General features: G+C 48.1%; 16 protein-coding genes. 10 read left to right on the top strand and 6 right to left on the bottom strand.

Annotation, left to right across the window (positions count from 1 at the left end; genetic code table 11):
• The first annotated feature begins 348 nt into the window (after positions 1-348).
• Positions 349-6,015, top strand: coding sequence for a hypothetical protein (locus tag M3194_RS24560; RefSeq protein WP_251656729.1), 5,667 nt, complete (start codon positions 349-351; stop codon positions 6,013-6,015).
• 39 nt (positions 6,016-6,054) lie between these two features.
• Here M3194_RS24560 and M3194_RS24565 read toward each other — a convergent pair whose 3' ends face one another.
• Positions 6,055-7,218, bottom strand: a complete 1,164-nt coding sequence (locus tag M3194_RS24565; protein WP_251656730.1) for an ROK family transcriptional regulator — start codon at positions 7,216-7,218, stop codon at positions 6,055-6,057.
• A gap of 263 nt (positions 7,219-7,481) precedes the next feature.
• Positions 7,482-7,805, bottom strand: a complete 324-nt coding sequence (locus M3194_RS24570) for a helix-turn-helix domain-containing protein (RefSeq protein WP_251656731.1) — start codon at positions 7,803-7,805, stop codon at positions 7,482-7,484.
• 501 nt (positions 7,806-8,306) lie between these two features.
• Between M3194_RS24570 and M3194_RS24575 the strand changes: the two genes are divergently transcribed.
• The 5 genes from M3194_RS24575 to xylB all read left to right on the top strand — a co-directional run bounded on the left by M3194_RS24575 (position 8,307) and on the right by xylB (position 12,904).
• Complete coding sequence (locus M3194_RS24575; protein WP_251656732.1) at positions 8,307-8,816, top strand: ECF-type sigma factor; 510 nt, start codon at positions 8,307-8,309, stop codon at positions 8,814-8,816.
• 334 nt (positions 8,817-9,150) lie between these two features.
• A complete protein-coding gene (locus tag M3194_RS24580) occupies positions 9,151-9,390 on the top strand; it encodes a hypothetical protein (protein ID WP_251656733.1) in 240 nt (79 codons plus the stop codon).
• A gap of 239 nt (positions 9,391-9,629) precedes the next feature.
• On the top strand, positions 9,630-9,833 hold the full coding sequence (locus tag M3194_RS24585; RefSeq protein WP_251656734.1) for a helix-turn-helix domain-containing protein: 204 nt from the start codon (positions 9,630-9,632) through the stop codon (positions 9,831-9,833).
• Between the two features lie 223 nt (positions 9,834-10,056).
• Complete coding sequence (xylA, locus tag M3194_RS24590) at positions 10,057-11,370, top strand: xylose isomerase (protein WP_251656735.1); 1,314 nt, start codon at positions 10,057-10,059, stop codon at positions 11,368-11,370.
• A 37-nt stretch (positions 11,371-11,407) separates the two neighbouring features.
• On the top strand, positions 11,408-12,904 hold the full coding sequence (gene xylB / locus M3194_RS24595) for a xylulokinase (protein WP_251656736.1): 1,497 nt from the start codon (positions 11,408-11,410) through the stop codon (positions 12,902-12,904).
• A gap of 534 nt (positions 12,905-13,438) precedes the next feature.
• Here the strand turns inward: xylB and M3194_RS24600 are convergent.
• The 3 genes from M3194_RS24600 to M3194_RS24610 are packed head-to-tail and all read right to left on the bottom strand — an operon-like array spanning position 13,439 to position 15,830.
• A complete protein-coding gene (locus tag M3194_RS24600) occupies positions 13,439-13,624 on the bottom strand; it encodes a twin-arginine translocase TatA/TatE family subunit (RefSeq protein WP_251656737.1) in 186 nt (61 codons plus the stop codon).
• A 24-nt stretch (positions 13,625-13,648) separates the two neighbouring features.
• Positions 13,649-14,206: a RidA family protein gene (locus M3194_RS24605; protein WP_251656738.1), complete on the bottom strand. Its 558-nt coding sequence runs from the start codon at positions 14,204-14,206 to the stop codon at positions 13,649-13,651.
• A 19-nt stretch (positions 14,207-14,225) separates the two neighbouring features.
• A complete protein-coding gene (locus M3194_RS24610) occupies positions 14,226-15,830 on the bottom strand; it encodes a flavin monoamine oxidase family protein (protein ID WP_251656739.1) in 1,605 nt (534 codons plus the stop codon).
• 384 nt (positions 15,831-16,214) lie between these two features.
• On the opposite strand from M3194_RS24610, the gene M3194_RS24615 reads away from it, so the two are divergent.
• The 3 genes from M3194_RS24615 to M3194_RS24625 all read left to right on the top strand — a co-directional run bounded on the left by M3194_RS24615 (position 16,215) and on the right by M3194_RS24625 (position 19,146).
• The gene (locus tag M3194_RS24615) at positions 16,215-16,445 is read left to right on the top strand and encodes a MerR family transcriptional regulator (protein ID WP_015846703.1); all 231 of its coding nucleotides are present in this window, start codon (positions 16,215-16,217) and stop codon (positions 16,443-16,445) included.
• Positions 16,442-17,197, top strand: coding sequence for a twin-arginine translocase subunit TatC (gene tatC / locus M3194_RS24620; protein WP_251656740.1), 756 nt, complete (start codon positions 16,442-16,444; stop codon positions 17,195-17,197). The genes M3194_RS24615 and tatC overlap by 4 nt, the downstream gene beginning before the upstream one ends.
• A 218-nt stretch (positions 17,198-17,415) precedes the next feature.
• On the top strand, positions 17,416-19,146 hold the full coding sequence (locus M3194_RS24625; RefSeq protein WP_251656741.1) for a methyl-accepting chemotaxis protein: 1,731 nt from the start codon (positions 17,416-17,418) through the stop codon (positions 19,144-19,146).
• 6 nt (positions 19,147-19,152) lie between these two features.
• On the opposite strand, the gene M3194_RS24630 is transcribed toward M3194_RS24625, so the two are convergent.
• Positions 19,153-20,046 carry a helix-turn-helix domain-containing protein gene (locus M3194_RS24630; RefSeq protein WP_251656742.1) on the bottom strand — a complete coding sequence of 298 codons (894 nt, stop codon included), beginning with the start codon at positions 20,044-20,046 and terminating at the stop codon, positions 19,153-19,155.
• 195 nt (positions 20,047-20,241) lie between these two features.
• Here M3194_RS24630 and M3194_RS24635 point away from each other — a divergent pair, with 195 nt between their 5' ends.
• A complete protein-coding gene (locus M3194_RS24635; RefSeq protein ID WP_251656743.1) occupies positions 20,242-20,634 on the top strand; it encodes a hypothetical protein in 393 nt (130 codons plus the stop codon).
• Positions 20,635-20,643 lie beyond the last annotated feature (9 nt).

The following is a 20,643-nucleotide window of genomic DNA, read 5'->3' on the forward strand; positions in this document are numbered from 1 at the left end:
TGTCCTGGCTTGCTACCTGCTAAAGATAATGGAGGGAAGTTAATTGATGGTAGACTCCGTACATCTGATGGTTGGATTAAAGCCATAAGTGATGGTGTTACTGGACCTGATAATTATATTTCACCTATATCTTCGGATTCTGTATATAAAACAGCATTAATTCAAGACAGTGTTAATGTAACAAAAGCTACACCATCAGGATATGCACAGCATAGAGTAGATTCCTTTGGTAAAGGAATAACAGGTAAAGGTCAATTAGCAGTATCTATATCGCCAGTCAAGGCATCAGTACTTGATACTGCAGACTGTACTGGATGTTCAGGAAATGCAATAGGCAAAAAGTATACTATGGAAACCAAACTAAACTGGTCTGCAAGTACACACTACTACGAAGGCGAAGTTCGAGTTACTTACGAACCAATCCCGCCAGTAAACACACCAACCGTATCCTGCGACTGCTCGGCGGAACCGGATGACATCACCTTTGCCGGTAAAGACGTTCCAGTCACGGCCACTTTGAATGCGGAGATCACGGGAAAAGGAACAAAGACGGTCAAGAACTGGACGGTATATGGACGAGCTAATGACGGCAGTCAGTATACGACTTCAACCGTGGGGTACGGCTTGGACAAGATTACGCAAAAGTTCAGCTTTACCATATCCAAGACCAAGCTGGACGGAGTCAACAATTATACAGAAACGTGGGTCATGCGAGCACGGGTCAATTTCACCGATGGTACGACGGCCGAGCAGCCAATTGAATGTACAACAACGGTGGTAAGAGAAGGGACTGCCACTCCGGACCCGGGAGGAACCCCAACCCCACCGCCAACACCGCCGGTCACTGCGGATATTGAGTTTATTCCTAAAACCATTATTACGGGTGACACATCAACTCTAGATAATAACTCGGATGGTTATACATCGATGAGTTGGACGTTCACAAGCAATTTACAAGAGGTCATACCGGATGACAGCCAGTATCGATACCCCAATGTGAAATTTGATAAGCCTGGCTTTTACCAAGCAAAGATAATGGTTACCAATGGCACGGAAACAAAGTGGGATACAGCTTCGCTGCAGGTCCTTGATCCAAAGCCGGTTGCAGTGGTAACGGGGCCAACTAAGGTTATTCAGGGAAGAGATTTTTCGAGCATTTTCCATCTATATAATTCGTATACGCCGCTTGCAGAGCGCGGGGTAACCATTGATTTTACAAAGAATCAAACCCGTTACAAAAAGGCCGGTGAGCCTGGTTACACGGATGGCTGGCCCTCCAAAGGGCCAAGCGTGCTTGGAGATTATTCAGTAGAAGGCAAAGTTTTCGATTCGCAGGGACGCGAGAGTGATTGGGGCTCCCACATCTTCGAGGTTGTTCCCGATCAGCCGCCAATTGTAAGCATAATGGCTCCGGAACAGACTTATCGGTTTAATGAATCTATGATCTTTATTGATGCTGAGAGTGTGGACGGCGATACGCTCGCAAGCATGAAAATCGAGGAACGTTATGACCATGATAATGATGGTAACTATGAGGAAGAGCCTTGGAAAACGCTATATACCGGCTCATTCAAGGATACATATCCCGTCACGTATGCGAGTGTTGGGAAGAGACAATATCGGGCAAGCGTAACCGAGGATTATGGATTGTCGGCTATTTCTGAGATAGCTGCGACAAATGTCCTTAACTATGCACCTTTTGTAGATTTTGAAGTGTATGGCCTGACGCAGCAGCCGGATCAGGGGGATGACAGCCAGCCTGAAGATTTGGCTTATACTGGCGAGTCTATCATGCGCTCGTGGAAGCTAGTCCAACCTTATACGACGAGCACCAATATACCTGTTGGCTGGAAAACAAATAGCGGTGCGCTGCAAACCAAGAATGCCAAGATGGCGGATTTCTTTATTAAGTATCCGAATATGGGCTTGGGTGCTAACAGCAGGTCTAAATACGAGTTGGCAAGCGATTTGACTAATTTGCCGGTTTGGGGATTGCCAACGGGCGCAATAGCCGTTCCGTACATCTATGCCGGTCATCGATTGTATTCTCGTGAAGGTGACAGTATGGTTGAACGCAGTGCAAAAAACGGAACGGAACTAAGAAGATTTTCTTTAAGCGCGGTTAATGGTTTTGACTATTTAGGAGCGGATAAAAATGAGAATTTTTATTACGGCTCTAATATAGATCCGGCCTCCGACAAATATGCGGTTAAAAAAATTAATAATCAGGGCGAGCTGGTTGGCAGCTATGATATACCAACGCAAGTTGGCAACTATAATATGCTGACCTTTGAAGTCTCTGATGACGGGAAATACATGTATAGTTCATGGCGATTTAGAAATCCTAGCGATAATTACTATTACACCATCCACGCTATAAAGTATTCCATGGTAGACAAGTCCGTTCAATGGGATGTTAAAACCGGAGATTTGGAGTATAGTCCTACCTTCTTGCAGAACTATAAAGGGGTAATCGATTCGGATGGTGACTTTTATTTAACGTGGACGACTCAAAGCACCTATGATGGTTACGAGTTTTATGCGATGGCTGTCAACGGTAATACGGGAGCTATGGGATATCAATCTAGTAGGACCAACAACGCGGATATATCCTATATGGTTGCGACGCCTGAATTCGACTATCGCGGGGATGCGGCCAAGCATTTATATTTCACGGTTTCAGGTTATACCCAGTATTCAAAAGATAGTTATATGGGGACTGGCATTTTTGGTTTTATGTTTAATAAAAAAACAGGCTATCTCTCTATGATTAGCTATCCAGATAACCCTAATCCTACGCAATACTCTCTAGAGAGTTGGAATACGTGCCAGACATGGTGCGATATGATGAGCTGGGAGGATAGCTGGGGAGTAGGCACTCCCATTATTTATCCGGATGGTTCCGTTTACGCAACGGTTCGCTACGCATGGGGAGATTATAAATTTGACAAGTATTTAAACCTGATCAAAAAGAATACCGAGGGTAACTTAATTTCGAATACAAAAGCTTTTTTAATGCCAAGCGGTAATATTGCTTTTCCGGATAATGGAGCGTATGCGGTATATGGTGGAGACTATACACCTTATGTTTCATTAATAGTGAACGGGAGGGCTCCTATTGATCCGAATAATAACTACTATGGCAGCAAGACGTATCACAGTGAGGTTACGGATACGAAAGGTGATTGGCTAAGCAGCGCCTTAAAAGATCCGACCTTAAACACGTCGATTTTACCTGATGGGTCCTTTTATGGATTTTCGAAGCCTGGTTCAGGATCTGGTATACAGTATGTATTTCCATTCGTTTCTGCAAGCGGCAAAAGTGATTATCCTAAATCAATCGATAATAACACCATTGAAGTTGTTGATTCAACTTGGGCTGGCCTATGGTATGATCCGGCAACTAAGCTGAAGAACGATCGTCTTTCCTTTAATGTAGCTGTCAATGACGCGACTAATGATAAGCCGGTTGGTGCGGCGATCCATGTTCAGGACGGAAAGAACATGTACGCAGCGGAGTGGACCAAAGACAAGCTTACTTTATTCAAAGTCACGGCGGGCACTAAAAAGGTGCTTCAAACGGTCGATTACCCAAGGTCACCTTTTATAACGTATCCGTTTGAGCTTGAAGCCAGCAACGGCAGTTTGCGTGTCTATGTCAACCATGTCAAATTAATTGAAATTTCAGACATTACATACAAGCAAGGTTCGGCAGGCATCATGTCACTTGGTCAGCAGCAAGCTAAGTTTAGTGACGTGAAGGTTAAAAACTACGGTGACTATTACGTAGAAGAAACGAAAGATTCTGTTCTGGTTGGCGAAGAGATCAAGTATGATGCCGTCTTTGACGACATCGAGAAGGATCCGGAATCCTTGGAGAACTGGAGCTATCAGCATGATCCGAATTATTTTGCCAATTCGCTTGGGTTAAGTGTGCATGACGGCAAATCCTTCGATACCAAGCTTCTAACACTGGATAAGCCAGGTCTCTACAACATTACGTTTAAGGCAATAGATAGTCCGGGCATGGACGAGTATGCGGCATGGTCTGAACCTGTAACGAAACAAATTTACGTTCATCGCCGACCGATCGCGCAGCCTGATGTTCGCTTCACCGGAATTGTGTATCCGGAAGGGGAGACGCTTGACTACCTAACCCATGATACGTCCTACGATCCGGATATTCCGGATTACTTGGCGGATCGGAAGTTCCGATCGCGATGGGCGGACGAACCGACTTGGACGACCGGAAAGCGGGAGCTATATACCCGTCCGGGTGTGGAGCTCATTATTCAGGAGCAAGTGCAGGATGGCTATGGGGTATGGTCCTATTGGGTGGAAACGAGAGTCTACAAAGATGCGCTTCCGACAGCCAACCAGCATAGGCCGCAGATGGTTATTACGTATCCAAACGGTACATTAGCTAGTCCAACTGTCCTTGCCAGCGAGCCGACTCTAAAATGGACTTACAGAGACGTTGATAATGATGCGCAGGAGCAGTTTTATTTAAAAGTCTCGTACGTGGATAATGGGGCAACCATCATGGAAGCGACTTATCCCGGCGATGATACCTCCTTCATTCTTGATGAAGGGATTCAGCAGGGACGGAAAGTAAAAGTGCAAGGCAAAGTGTACTCGAAAGGCTATTGGTCGGATGACAGCAACATCGTCTATTTTATCTTGAATACGCCGCCTGTCACGCATCTGCTCAGTTTTAACGGTCCGAAAGCATCTGAGCCCATCTATACCAACAATAATCGGCCGCAGTTAAAAGTGTCGGTGACAGACTTTGACGGCCAGCCTGTATCGAAGGTCGATTATGAGGTTTATCACAATGCAACCGGCGATCTTGTCGTTGATACCAACAACGCGATAGGTACAACAACCTTTACGCCGGCTAAGCTGCAGGAAGGGCTTCATAACTGGCATGCCAGGGCGAATGACGGAATGGCTTGGGGCGGTTATTCGGAGAATGGATACTTCTTTGTAGATACCGTTCCGCCGGATGATACGAATGAACAGCTGGAGATCAAGCCAACATCGGTAAGAGTAACGTTTAACCCGTTCAGCGATGCAGCCCCGTCATCGGGTCATGCTTCAAGAGCCTTTTATATGCAAAAGGTTAACGACGACGGTTCGACCACCAGCATTGATTTGAACAGTAACGGAACGGCGGAATACAGCATACCGCTATCAAACGGCTCGACCAGCTATACGGTAGGAGGGTTATTGACGGGCGCCAAGTACCGGCTGATGGTCGTAGACTGGGACGTAGCGGGGAATATGGGACAGTACCAATATATTTACTTCACCACGAACCGCCCGCCAACTGCCGATTTTGACTGGTCGCCAAAACCGGTTTATGAAGGAGATACGGTGGCCTTCACCACTGCTGCCGGAGATCCGGACGGCAATGATATATCCATCGCGTACAAGCTTACAAGTCCAAGCGGCGTAACCCGAACCTTTAGTTATGCGTTCAAGTCACCTTATCCAACAACCGGTCCAAGTTATCGGATGACGGAAACGGGAGAGTGGACGATGCTTCTGACTGTCAGCGATGGGATGGAGACGGTGCAAACCGAGAAAAAAGTAAAGGTATTGGCACTTGGGCTAACAGGCTACGTGAAGCATACCGAGCAGTGGGATGAGTACCGAAAGGAATTTAACAAGAAGCAAAGCGGCAACGAGAATTCGCCTCGGGGGTATAACGTATTTTGGGCCGGGGAGAAATTCCTCCTATCAGCCGCAACAACGGATACGGGAACAGCTACAAAAGCAGACCGGGTTGAGGTTACGATGAAAAGCTATTCCGAGTCACTTGCTTCGGTGAATGCATCTCGTTCCAACTGGCAAGGCGAGCTATGGGAAGCCGCGTTCTCGGAGCTGAAGAAGGGACCGCTTGTCTTTGAATTTAACGCTTATTACAACAACGGAATTGTGAAGCGGAACACCGTAACGATTCAGATTGAAGGAAATGTCTATGATATCGTAGGCGTGCATCGGGTGAAATAATACAAAAAAGCTGCTCCAATAGGGGCAGCCTTTTTACATCTATCCGCTCTTAATTTTCGTGAAAAACTTGCTGATCGCATAATACGCGGCACCGCGCACAGCCGATTGATCCTGAAGCTCCGCAAACAGTATCCGGAGCCGCTCCCGGTGATAGGGCAATGTCCGGCGCGTAACGGAGGATTGTACGGCTTCCTCAAGCCAACTCTTCGCCCGGCTCATCCGGTTGCCGATGATAACGACATCGGGATTGAACACGTTAACGATATTGGATATCCCCGCGCCCATATATTCACCTATTTTGTAGAACAAAGCCCGTACTTCTTCATTGCCGGTTTCCGCTGCTTCAAGCAGATCCTCCAAGCTGTCAAAACCAAGCGGCGCAGCCTGCTCGAGCAACGCATTCTCCGAGGCATATAACTCCCAGCAGCCTTCGTTCCCGCATCGGCATGGCTTGCCGCTAAATTCAATAGACAGATGACCTAGCTCGCCGGAGAAGCCTGTCGCCCCTTTATACAATTCTTTATTAAGAATGATCCCCGTACCGATACCAATCCCGACGCTGACATAGATTTGATGGGCGATCCCGCGCCCAATGCCATATTTCTGCTCGCCTTGCGCGCCGGCATTTGCTTCGTTATCAATGGTCACAGGCAGCTCAAAACGTTCCTCAAGCATTTGCTGCAACTCGACATGCCGCCACTCCAGATTCGGAGCGAACAGGATGGCCCCCTGATCATCTACGATGCCGGGTACACCAACACCGATTCCTACTATGCCATAAGGACTAACTGGTGCTTTGCCAATTAATTCTTCGATACATTGAACAAGTTCCTTCAGGGTGAACTCCAGCTTATGCTTCTTGAGGCTCCGCTGCAGCTCTGCAACAACATGACCCTCAAGGTCGGAAAGCACCCCGCGAATGTAGTTAACACCCAGGTCAATGCCAACCGCATAACCGGCTTGCCCGTTAAACAGGAGCATAACCGGTTTGCGTCCGCCGCTTGATTCTCCGGGACCAATCTCTATAATAAGATCACTGTCGATTAAATCTTGAACCAGGTTCGAGACAGTAGCCTTGTTCAGTCCTGTAAGCTCGGAAATCTGCGCCCGTGAGAGAGGGGCGTTTTTCAATACGGCTTCCAGCACGATGGATGTATTTATTTTTTTAATAAGGGTCAAATCGCCTGTCGTTGTTACTTTCAACTGCAATTGCCTCCGTCCATGTCGTCCATTCAGCCTATTGTATCAGAATTTGCCCGCGATCGGCTGTTCTAAATAGTTTAACACAAAAACTTAGTTTGTTTAATAGACAAACTAAGGGAGGAGGCAATGATTTTTGGATGGAGTTTATGATTTCGCCCATACAAACAGAAGCTCGGGCGATATTAGAGGGTTTTGTAAGCGCTGGAGTATCTGGGGAGAAAAAGTTGAGGTAAAGGCGAACCAATCTACCTCGTCGTTTATATTTACTTCGTTTGACGCTTTGAAAGGATAAATCGTTTAAATGCATTGATTTCGTTTAATTCTTCTTCGGTCCAATCCTCGTTCTTATTTGTTTCGTCTTGATTATGATTAAAAGTAAGATCCATCCCATTCTCTTCGATGAGATTGCTCTTCTTGATTCCAAATCTGTTGGCTATCTTCTCAATTGCTCCCATGCGAGGCTCTTTAAGACCAGTTTCCCAAGCGGAAACGGCTTTATTAGTTACACCTGCAATATCAGCGAGATCCTGCTGCGTTAGGTCGTATTTTTCACGTAGCTTTTTTAAATTTGCGCTGATACTCAACATAATCACTCCATACTTGTTTTATGATAATTGTACAAAAAAAGGTTCATTAAAATCAACTTAAAGGCGGATAAAATCGCTGCTTCAACGTTGACAATCTACTTTAAGAAGAATATTATGGAAACAACTTAGATAGACGAGAGGATGATGCAATTTATAAAATGAATATCGATGAAAGGAAGATATTTTTTTAGTTATAGATCTACTTTAAGTAGATATATCTTCTAATGGTAGATGGTAACTGAAAGAATCAGTAAAGCGGGACTGCCTTGGGGTAGGAGCCAAGACAGTCTTAAAGACAAATCTAATTATTGATAGTATAGCAAATATTGCGAGATATGAAAGGTTCTAATCAAATATATATTGAGCCCGGTAAAGGAGAAATCGAGGATGAATAAAAATACGAAGGAAGAAAAACAAGTTATTCATCAATTAAATAGATACAAGCAAATTCAGGCTAGGATCCAAGTTCTTGATTGTTATCCGATAGGAGCCGGTTTAACGATGAGACGGCTAAATCAGGACGATAAGCTTCTCGCTTTGCATCAGAGTTTGAGGGGAATGCCAAGTTATAAGTACTTAACTAAACGCGAACAGAAATTGGAAAGAGCGGCAAACGCCTATCTGTCCAAACAACGGAATGGTCTTAAAAGTCAGCTTGCCGAGATTCCAAAGGAAACGGAGAACGAAGAGGACGAGATGCTTCTGGCTGAGCTGCGCGGGAAAATCAAGAATGTTATTGCCGCACGGGGATACGAGGATACGAGAAATGATTTTGAGGCGGTTCTTGACCGCATAACCGAGCTGCAGGTTCTGCAGGAGGAACTCAGCCAGATCGATACCATCCTATTGGCTCTTGAGTGTTATAAACCGAATTTATCCAAACTACTTCGCTTGAGGTATGTTGAGGGGGAGTCGGTTGAAGAAACGATCGGCCTTCTGGGTATTGTAGAACGAACGTATAAACGTTGGAGAAAGCAGGCCATTGAGCAGTATATTATTCTTTCTGCTTAAAGTTGTCCCTAAGGTTGTCCCCTTGAATGTACTGTTTCGGCAAGTTAACCCATGCTAATATGATAGTATCAAACGAAATGTTAACAAGTAGCAGCCGCTCTTGAGGGGCGGCTTTTTACTTGAATGCCGGGCTGCGGAAATGATTCCGCAGCCTTTTATCGTCGGCTAACATTATCGGATGATAGAGGGAGAGGTTGATACCATATGCGCTAACAAGCTATTTTGGCGGAAAATGAAATGGGATTATCGACAAAGCTTTGCGAGAGCGCAAGGCTGTTTTTGTTGTCCTAGGAATTGCGACTATGTCGAATTGATCGATTGGAGGCGGAACGCAATGGAACAATCAGAAATTCTTCGACTGGCCGCCCTTGTGGCGGCTTTTGTCGGTGTAATTAAAGGTTATGGAGTCAAGGCCAAACATAGCTCAGTCATTGCAATTGGCATAGCTGCTATTTTGGTAATGGTACCTTCAGCTGTACGAGATACTGTCGTTAACATTGCTACGATTGGGCTCACCGCATCGGGTGCCTACAGCTGCGTTAAAACGAAGAATAGTGGTAAGGATGCAAGCTAAAGCAGCCATTGACATAGAGAAGCTTTTTCGAAATATATGCTGCTTATTTGGCATGGAGGTTGGATCCAAACCCTATTTCCAAATTATTTTCAACTTGCAATAGGAACGTATGTTTGGTATATAATAGGAACAAATGTTCTTATTATATAGTCGGCCTATATAGAGCGAAGCGTATCGCTTGTTTTCTGGCATCTTCAAATATGAGGATCAGCTATTATCAGGAGGGTAGTGTGATTCGAGTGGTCTTTACATTTAAAGAAATTCGCTTGGCGAACCAACTGGAGGTTACTGAAGTTGCTGCACGAATAGGTGTATCGGATGATTTGTTATTGGAATACGAGAAGGACAGTAGCTTGATTCCATGCAGCATTGCCATGAAATTATGCGCTCTGTATCGTGTACCTACAATCGATCTGATTTATATCGGTAAGCTGCCGCATTAGAATAGGCAGTTTTTTATCTCCCCTTTGCTTCAGCGTAATGAAGCAAACGAAGGGGAATATTACTCCTGAAAATTTGTTAAAAATATTTTAGATCAATCTTAGTTTGTTTAATAGACAAACTAAGTTACCCGTGCTATATTATTGGTGAGCGTTTTCAAAACACATTTAGCTAACGAGCAGATTGAACTTATACTCGTACATTTTAAAGGAGGATATTCATCTCATGACGTATTTCGCTAACATCGGCAAGATCCAATTCGAAGGCAAAGGCTCCGACAATCCGCTTGCATTCAAACACTACGATCCAAAACAAGTGGTTCTGGGCAAAACAATGGAAGAGCATCTTCGCTTCGCTGTTGCTTACTGGCACACTTTTAACGCTAACGGTACTGACCCGTTTGGTAACGCAACGATGTTCCGCGGCTGGGACAAATTCGATGGTCTTGACCGTTCGAAAGCACGCGTAGAAGCTAACTTCGAATTCCTGGACAAAATCGGCGCGCCGTTCTATGCATTCCATGATGTGGATATTGCTCCTGAAGGTGCTACGCTGCAAGAATCGAACAAAAACCTCGACGTTATCGTCGCTATGCTGAAAGACCAACAACAACAATCCGGCAAAAAATTGCTGTGGAATACGGTTAACATGTTCTCGAACCCGCGTTATGTACATGGCGCTGGCACAACTTGCAACGCTGACGTATATGCATACGCTGGCGCGCAACTGAAAAAAGGCCTTGAAGTTGGTAAAGAGCTGGGCGCTGAAAACTATGTATTCTGGGGCGGCCGCGAAGGTTACGAGAACCTTCTGAACACGGACATGGGCTTCGAGCTCGACAACCTTGCTCGTCTCTATCACATGGCAATCGCTTATGCAAAAGAAATCGGCTTCGATGCGCAATTCCTGATCGAGCCTAAGCCAAAAGAGCCAACTAAACACCAATACGATTTCGATGCTGCAACAACAATCGCATTCCTGCAAAAATACGGCCTGAAAGACAACTTCAAGCTGAATCTTGAAGCGAACCATGCAACACTGGCTGGTCATACTTTCGAGCATGAAATCCGCACCGCAGCAATCAACGGCATGCTGGGCTCCCTTGACGCTAACCAAGGCGACCTGCTGCTCGGCTGGGATACGGACGAATTCCCAACTGACCTGTACTCGACTACGCTGACCATGTTCGAAGTTCTGAAAGCCGGCGGTCTGACTCGCGGCGGCGTTAACTTCGACGCGAAAGTTCGCCGTGGCTCGTTCGAAGCTGAAGATCTCTTCCTGGCTCACATCGCCGGTATGGATTCCTTCGCTTGGGGTCTGAAAGCAGCTGCGAAGCTGATTGAAGAAAAAATCTTCGACAACATCGTTGAAGACCGTTACAGCAGCTTCAAATCCGGCATCGGCGCTGAAGTTGTTGCTGGCAAAGCATCGCTGGCTTCCCTCGAAGCTTATGCCCTGCAAAACAACCCGATCGTTAACAAATCCGGCAAGCAAGAGCGCATGAGACTGATGCTCAGCGAAGTTATCTTCAGCGTTTAATAGCTGAGGATAACCGGATAACGGGAGGATGACGTCAATGAGTTATGTAGTTGGTATAGATTTAGGCACTAGTGCCGTGAAGGCACTGCTCGTTGACAAGAACGGAACGGTAGCTGCGGAAGCATCCCGCAGCTATCCGCTGTTCCACGAGCATTCCGGCTGGAGCGAGCAAAAGCCGGAGGACTGGGTTCAAGCTACAATCGAAGCCTTAAATGAAGTTGCTTCGTCGAATGGAATCGCTGCTGAGCAGATCGAAGGCATCAGCTTCTCCGGTCAAATGCATGGTCTTGTGCTGCTGGATGCAGACAACAAGCCAGTACGCAACGCCATTCTTTGGAATGACACGCGCACGACAGAACAATGCCGCGAGATCGAGCGCACGCTTGGCGACAAGCTGCTTGGCATTACGCGCAATCCGGCGCTTGAAGGCTTCACGTTGCCGAAAATTTTGTGGGTTCGTCAATACGAACCTCAAGCTTTCGAGCAAGCGAAGCTGTTTGTGCTGCCGAAAGATTATGTTCGTTATGCCCTGACAGGCGAGCTGCACATGGACTATTCCGATGCTGCAGGCACTTTGCTTTTGGATGTTGCGGAAAAAGAATGGAGCAGCGACGTGATTGCCGCGTTTGGCCTTCCGGCTAGCTTCTGTCCGCCGCTAGTAGAATCGCATGGCCTCGTAGGGACATTGCTGCCTCAGATCGCTGAGCGTACTGGCTTACAAGCTTCGACGAAGGTATTTGCCGGCGGTGCCGACAATGCTTGCGGCGCGATTGGCGCGGGTATCCTGTCCGAAGGCTTGACGCTGTCGAGTATCGGTACTTCGGGCGTTATTCTCGCTTACGAGAATGACAAGAACAAAGACTTCCAAGGCAAGGTCCACTTCTTTAACCACGGCAAAGAGAACTCCTTCTATGCGATGGGCGTAACTCTAGCAGCCGGGTACAGCCTGAGCTGGTTCAAGAAAACCTTCGCTCCTAACGAATCGTTCGATGAAATGCTGCAAGGGGTAGGCGAAGTAAAACCTGGTGCAGGCGGTCTTCTGTTCACGCCTTACCTCGTTGGCGAGCGCACGCCACATGCCGATCCGGCTATTCGCGCCAGCTTTATTGGCGTAGACGGCTCGCATGAGCGCATTCACTTTGCCCGTGCCGTGATGGAAGGCATCACGTTCTCGCTTAACGAATCCGTTGATCTTTTCCGCAACGTTGGCAAAACGGTCGATAAAGTCGTTTCCATCGGCGGCGGCGCACAAAATCCGGTATGGCTGCAATTGCAGGCGGATATCTTCAACGCAACGGTTGTTGCGCTTGAGAATGAACAAGGCCCTGGTCTTGGCGCGGCGATGCTGGCCGCTTACGGCTGCGGCTGGTTCGACAGCCTCGAGGCTTGTGCCGAGCAGTTCGTGAAGCATGCGGCTTCGTACGAGCCTCAGCCTGAAGCGGTTGAGACGTACAAAGGGTTGTTCCGTATTTACCAGCAAGTTTACGCGCAAACGCGCGGCTTGAACGAAGAGCTTGTTGCTTACCGCGGTTAATTTCCGCACCATATAACGCGAGTTGAAACCGTTTCTTCCGGTTAGCCGGGAGGAGCGGTTCTTTTTTTGTTTGGGCATGTAACTAATAGCTTTAGCCGGTCGTAGCGGGACATTTGCAGGCAAAAATCCTGCTACAGCCCGACATGATGTGCTAGGCAATTGTAGTGTGGGCGAGTAGCAGGCAAAAAGCCTGCTGCAGCCAGTATTGAGGTATTAGGTAGTCTGAGTGTGGGCAATTAGCAGGTAATAAACCTGCTACAGCCCGGCATTAGGTACTTGGCGGTTGGAGTGTAGGCATGTAGCAGGCAAAAAGCCTGCTACAGCCCGACATGAGGTACTATCAGGTCGTAGTGTAGGCGATTAGCAGGTGAAAAGCCTGCTACAGCCCAATTGAGGTACTAGCCGGTCGTAGAATGGGCTTGTAGCAGGCAAAAAGCCTGCTACAAGCAAAGACAGCCCTGCTACATACAGCCCTGCTAGAGAATACAGCAAAGGAGGCCATACCCAACAGAAAGGGTATGGCCTCTTTATATATTAGGATTTGCTCTCGGAGACGACTTCTTCCTTCGAATCGGATACTAATTCTTTAGCAGACGATTTGAACTCGTGAAGCGTGCGGCCAACCGCCCGGCCCAGCTCAGGCAGCTTGGAAGGTCCAAAAATAATCAATACCACAACAAGAATCATCATGAGACCCGGGAAACCAACGTTTTGTAACATATGATCATCTCCATTCGATTGTTATTAGTCTTGATTATGATTGCTTGGGTAGGCGGCAACGGCTTCGATCTCAATCAGCCAATCGGAGTTTACGAGGCTTGCGACACCAACCGTCGAACGAGCCGTTTTGGTTGGGTTTTCTTTTGTATTGAAATATTTGGCGTAAGCTTTATTCCATCCTTCAAAATCGAACTTTCCGCTTTTTGCGGCATCAGGCGCTATGTACACGCGCAGATAGGTGACGTCCTTCATGGAGAGGCCTTGCTCTTTCAGCTGGGTTTCAATATTTTTCAGGACGCTGAGGCCTTGTTTCTCGGTATCGCCGTAACGCTCATAGACCGTTTTGCCTTCTTTGTTCACGACCGAAGGTACGGTACCGCTCGTTTCGTAGGTTGCTATGCTCGCCGGCATCGCTACCGCGCTTGAGATCGCGGACGACGGGCTTCCGTAAAATTCAGGCTCGTGAATCGGGGCTAGCGCGTATTTGCTTGGCGTAACCGCCGCGTATACGCTGGCTGTCGCAGCAAGACAGGAGATCACAACAGCCCCTGCGATTACTTTCATTTTTCCGGTCATTTTCATGATAAGACCCCTCCCGTGGTTATTCTTTCATGACGCGCTCATGGATGTCCGTGACAACCTCGCGCGCCGATTCAATCCCGCCTGCCATCCAGGCTGTAATGTAGCTGATATGCTCACCGGCCAGATAGACGCGGCGGTCGGGCTTGCAGAGGACCGGATAATTGGTCTTGCGTTCGTCCGCCGAGTAGGAAACCCATGCGCCTTCATTGTATTTGATCGTCTTCCAGTTGACGGAGAACGAAGATTCGAACTCGTTATAGTACTGCGGGTGGATCTTGCCGCCTTGCGCAAGGGCATGAGCTTCGCGTTCCTTGAAGGACATTGCGCCGATCTTATCGGCGTTGGCTCCTTGAGCGTAATAGCCCAGCAAGAGTCCCTTCTTGGCAAAATAATTGGTTGGCGGATAGTAAATGGAGGAGATGTCCATATTAGTCAGCGTGTTGCCGCCGTAGATTTGGTCGTCTTCCTCCCAGAACCGACGTTTGAATTGAAGGCCAATTTTACCCGCGCTGGCGTATTTCGTATTATTGATCGCGTTAGTCATTTCCGGAGACAGATCATGCTTAATATTCTTCAGGACGGTCAGCGGAATCGTACAGATCAGGTAATCGCCTTCGATTTGTTTGGCCTGCCCGTTCAAGAGATCGGTGTAAGTGACCTGCACCTTGTTGCCGACATGCTTGAATTCGCTCACCTCGGAGTGGAATTTGATCCGGTTGCCAAGCCGCTTCTCGAACGCCTTCGGAATCGCGTCAATACCGCCTACCGGATGGAACATCATCATTTGCTGATCATAGCTGTATTCGCTTGCGAAGAAGTTGCCGAAGCCTGAATTAATAATGGCTTTCATGTCGAACGGATCGCGGATAACGCCGGCGTCGAGTCTGGAGCCGGGCTCATCCTTGTAACCGCCGCGGGAAGAGCCTTTATAGAACAGATCCGCATCAAGGTTGCCTTCGGAGCGGAGATAAGCGACAATTTTCTCCTTTTCTTCCGCGGTAACCGGCAGATCCAGGCCAGGCTGGTTGATGGACTTGGCGAGCAGCTCATTAACGTAACCTCTCACGTCGGCTTTTGCAGCCCGTTTGCGGACGCGGGTGCCGGACAATGCCCCAACGTTCTCATTATAATAGTAGGCACTTTCATTCACGTTATTGAATGGCTCCATCGCGATGCCAAACTCGCGGCAGTAGTCCATCGTAACGTGGAACTGAGGGATGCGCATCGGCCCCGCATTGAGGTACATGCCGTCATCGAAGCGCGCAACCTGCTTTTGTCCGCCGATCTCGGTTACCGTCGTGCCGCGGCGTACGGACCAGTTCCGGCCGCCGGAACGGGCTCGCGCTTCCAGAATCGTACAATCATAACCCGCCTTGCCAAGCTCGTAAGCAGCTGTCAGGCCGGCGACGCCTGCACCAAGGATAACGATTTTTTTGCCTGAACGGTTCGTACCTTTCAGATCCCAGCTGGATGGCGGCTCATACTCCGCTGCTTTAAGCGTCTCCGGCGTAAATAACCCCATCGTCCCCATTACACTAAACACAGCGGCTGCTCCGCCAATTTTGCCGACTGTCGTCAGAAATTGTCTGCGTGACAGTTCATTGGGAGTTTCTTTCGTTTCCATGCCATTCAGCTCCTTCGCTTGATCGTTTGCCCGTCTCGGAAAGAAATGTAGCATGGTTTTTCTGCTCGTCGCCAACATTTTGTCAGGAAGTCTAACATAAATAAAATCTATTAAGTTAATAAAAATAATTAATCGAAAAAAATGGTTTAGGTAATTATAACCATTTATAGTTGCAAATTGAGACTGCCGATTTCTTAAAAACTCAAGCATAACAAGCATTCGCACACCTTTTATGTTCGTTTTGTTCTTTTGTTACATTTGGTATCGTCCAAGCAGACCAGGGCAATCAGTCCCATTGACGAAGAAAGAGTACGCTGATAAATTCGTAGCGAGAGGTTTTGTGTCAGGTTATATTACATATCCGTTTGCGGGAGGCGTGAGACGATGAAGGACAAAGTGATGAGTATTGGAATCGTTAGCGACTTAACTGGTTTGACGGAAAGACAAATTCGCTATTATGAAGAGAAACAGCTGGTATTCCCGGTAAGGACTAAGGGGGGCGCGCGAAAGTATTCTTTTGAGGATGTAGATCGGCTGAAGGAGATTAACGACAAGCTGAGGGATGGCTTCCATACCTTTGAGCTGAGAAAACCGGGAAGGTTGTGCAGCGAATGAAGGGGATGGAAGAGACGATGACACTGCTGGCGCACCTTACCGAGCTGCGGAGCCGGATCTGGCGAAGCCTGGCTGTTGTGCTGCTGTCGCTTGGAGGAGGATTATACGTATCTCCGAAGCTGCTCCGTTATTTGAAAAGCGTGCCGCCAGGCTCCGAAATGACCTGGAATGTATTCTCGCCTTGGGATGGCATCCGCATGTATATGTCGGTTGCGCTGGTCATCGCGCTGGCGGTTTCGCTTCCGTATATCCTGTTCCAGCTGTGGGGATTCGTGAAGCAGGGCCTTCATCCCGTGGAACGGACAGCGGCACTGCGGTACGTTCCGTATAGCGTGATCTGCTTCTTCACGGGCCTTGCCTTCGGGTATTTCGTGGTCTTCCCGATGAGCTTCTCTTTTACCTCCAAAATAACGAAAAGCATGGATCTTGTAGAGACATACGGCGTCGCGCAATATTTTGGCTTCATGTTTAATATTATTTTGCCGCTTGCGATCGCCTTCGAGCTGCCGGTTATCGTGATGTTCCTGACGAAGATCGGTATTCTAACCCCAACGGCGCTTCATAAAATGCGAAGGTATGCGTATCTGGTGCTAGTTATTGTAGCCAGCCTGATCTCGCCTCCGGAGCTGATTTCCCACCTGTTAGTATTTATCCCGTTAGTGGTGCTCTACGAGATCAGCGTACTGCTGTCGCGTATTGTCTACGGACGGAAAAAAGCCGCAGCGGCGTTAGCTGAAGCCTCTGGCGCTTAAAAAGATGAAAAGGGCAGTCCCGGCATATCAATCGCCGGGGCTTTTTTTGATCAAATCTTTAAAGCTTTTGCTTTTTATCCGCTAATTCGCCTGTTGCGGAAAGAATGCGAGCAAGTACGGCAAAATAACCGATTTGCTGCATGCTTAAGATGTTGGTAGTTACTGGAATGTGAGATATACTGACATCATAGACGAGCGAGTCCAGAGGAGGGCTTTATATGCGGCAATCATTCACGATTAAATGGAAATGGAATCGATCGGTAAGCCAAAGGCTTACTTTATCCTTCCTGGCGATCGTCATTATTATGGCGATAAATGGCGCGCTCAGCTTTGACAGGATGGGCAAGCTGACAGGGAATGCGCGAGAAATATCGCGGGTATGGCTCGCCAATATTAAGGCAATCAACGAAATCAATTATTTAAATGAGCATATGCTGACCATTCAGTACAAGATGGCGGGGGAGAGTAATCCCTTAAAGCGCAAGCTGCTGGAGGAGGACGGCGAATATACGATTGTTGTTTTGCAGCAGAAGCTGAAGGCCTTTATGTCGCTGCCGAAGTCCGGCGATGACATGAACTTGTCCCGCAACCTCGAAGGGGAATGGAAGGCTTATCTGGCGTTATACCGGAATGTCATCCGTTATTCGAATTTGGAGGACGAGAAGCAGGTCGGTGATGCCTTGATGGCATCGGAGCAATCCTTCAGCACAATGGAGTCCTATATTCATACATTAATCCGGATAAATGAGGAAGGGGCAAAGGCGGCCGAGAAATCAAGCGAGAGCATTAACCGGGAAGCCGTATTGACGATTGCCTGCAGTCTCGGTGCGGCGCTTGTTCTGATTCTTGCCCTGCTCTATTACGTGCGCCGGACGATATCCCTGCCTATTAAGCGTTCATCGGAGGTTCTATCCGAAGTAGCGGGCGGCTCCTTGTCGGTAACCATTCCCAAGGTCCGAAACCGGGATGAGATTGGGGTTATGGTACACGCGCTAGAGGACATGGTTAGCTCCCTGCGCGGAGCGATGCAAAGCGTGCAGGCAGCCTCATCCAGTATTTCCGCTTCTTCAGAGGAGATGCTTGCTGCATCCGAGCAGAACGCTAGCGCGGTTGAACAGGCATCTGCCATGTTCCGCGAAGCAGCCTCGGGCTCCCAGGAGCAGCTTCACAGCTTTGAGGAGATTGGCCGGTCTACAGGGGAAATGGCGCATGGGACGCAGAGGATCGCGGAGAGCAGCTCTGTGGCGGCGGAATTGTCTTCCAAAGCGGCGAAGCAGGCGAAGGAAGGGGCGGAGACCATTGGTCAGGCTGTCCGAACGATGACGGTCATCGATGAGACGGTCCAGTCGGCTGCCGAGCATGTGGCGCTGCTCGAGAGCCATATGAACAACATTGGCAGGATCACCGATTTCATTGGCTCGATCTCGAAGCAGACAAATCTGTTGGCGCTTAATGCGTCAATAGAAGCGGCAAGAGCGGGGGAGGCAGGGAAGGGCTTTGCCGTTGTAGCCGAAGAGGTGCGCAAGCTGTCGGTGCAGACGGCGGAGTCAGTCGCTGACATAGCGGGTGCGATAGGGAGGATCAAGGAAGATACGGTTCTAACCGCTGATAAAATGAACGCAAGCCGCGCGGAAACGAAGAAGGGGCTGGAGAATGTCCATGCCGCAGGCGTATCCTTCCGCCAAATAACGGCTGCCGCCGGTGATGTGTCCGGGAAGATTGAGGAGGTTGCGGCTGCAGCCGAACAGCTTGCCGCAAGCTCGGAGGAGGTGTCCGCCTCCATTGACCAGCTGACGGATATTGCTAGCCGTACCTATGCTATTGCCAGAACCGTTGCGGAGAGCGCAGACAAACAAACCGCCTCAGCCGAAGAAATAGCTTCTGCCGCAGGCGGTTTGACGGATATCGCTCAAGACTTGAACGATCTGGTTATGAAGTTCCGTTTCTGATTCCGTCTAGTAGCGCTTAAAGCTGCTCCATATCGACTCCGGCTTAACCCCCAGCTCTCCGGCTATTAATTCGGCCGTGAGACGCTGGGGCTTTTTAATTTTACCGTTGCGGATTTTGGAGATGGTCGTTAAGGATATGAGGGTGGATTGAGCCAGCGATGTAGCCGTAATGTTCTTGTTCAGCATAAGCATTCGGAGCTTGTAGGCGGCATCCTCTTCCCTTGCCGACTGAAGCATTCCGGTCAGCAGGATAACAAAGCTCTTGAATTCTTTGTTGCCGGAGTAAAAGGGCTTGATAACCGCTGACGTCATTCTGAACTGATCGCCGATATGCAGCCGGATCTCCGCATGCTCGGTTGTGCCATGGGTGCGGGCATAATCCATTATGCGTCGCAGCGACTTGCGGCTGTCCTCCGCCACATGGTCAAATACGACCTGGTTAACCAGATTAATCCCGGGCTGCTTGAACGGCGAGTAATACCTGGTTGCGTTGGTAATCCGGAATTGATCGGATACCCGGAAGCTCATCAGGATCTGATTATCCATGGCAAACTCTTCGATATATTTCTCCTCTGACATGTCTTTGCAGATGATGATGAAGCAGGACTGCTGGGTGGACGGTAACCGTCGGCTGCTGAACCTTACGGGTATGGAAGCTGTAGTCTTGGAGATCAGCTCCTGTTCAACGGTCTGTTCATGCTCATCGCCAAGCTGGGTCATAAGCCCGCCAAACGAGTATCCTCTTCGTAGTAGTCCGTCGGGATCCGCATCCGTTAATTCTGCTTTTTTATACCCGGTAAGCTTAGTGAAGGCATAATTGATGTCACGTATATACCAACGGTTATGCTCAAGCTCGACGATAAACATCGGATCGGCTAGCAAATAAAACACATTATCCATCGCTCTGTCACCTTCCTGGAAGTTATTATAGGGATTCGTAGTCAATATAACGTATAGTGTTAAGAAATCTAACGCGTAATAGTATAACTTAAATTATATAAAGTTTTGTTGAAATGACAACACCTTTCATTCATAAAAATGTGTAAAGTTAGGGAATCCTAATATTCTGGAAATTTATTTGAAGGAGATGAGACGATGAGCTCGGCTATTTTGTTCGATTTCGCAGACTCCTTTAGCGCTGCCCTAGCACGGGATACGCTGCAGGAGCTTGGCTATGAGCCTCTTATGCATGAGGGGAACCGCCTGCATATTCATGTGGACGGAAATGATCTGACTTCAGCACTGGAAATTGCCATGTCTCACGGCGGCCAGTTGGTGGAGCAGTCGGCAATCCGGAGCGGAGCGGTAACGGATTCTGCTTATTCCATGAATGCCATTACGATTCCGGCGCATATCGTGAACGAGGACTGGGTTGAGGCCGAGGAAGCTTCGGATCTTCATAATTGGGATGATGATGCGGATACGAGTAATGAATTCTTGCCGGATCCCGGAGAATACAGCCACTTCTCGGGAGACGTGCACACTTGATAGATAGAC

It is taken from the genome of Paenibacillus glycanilyticus (assembly GCF_023715145.1).
In the GTDB taxonomy this organism is placed as follows: domain Bacteria; phylum Bacillota; class Bacilli; order Paenibacillales; family Paenibacillaceae; genus Pristimantibacillus; species Pristimantibacillus glycanilyticus_A.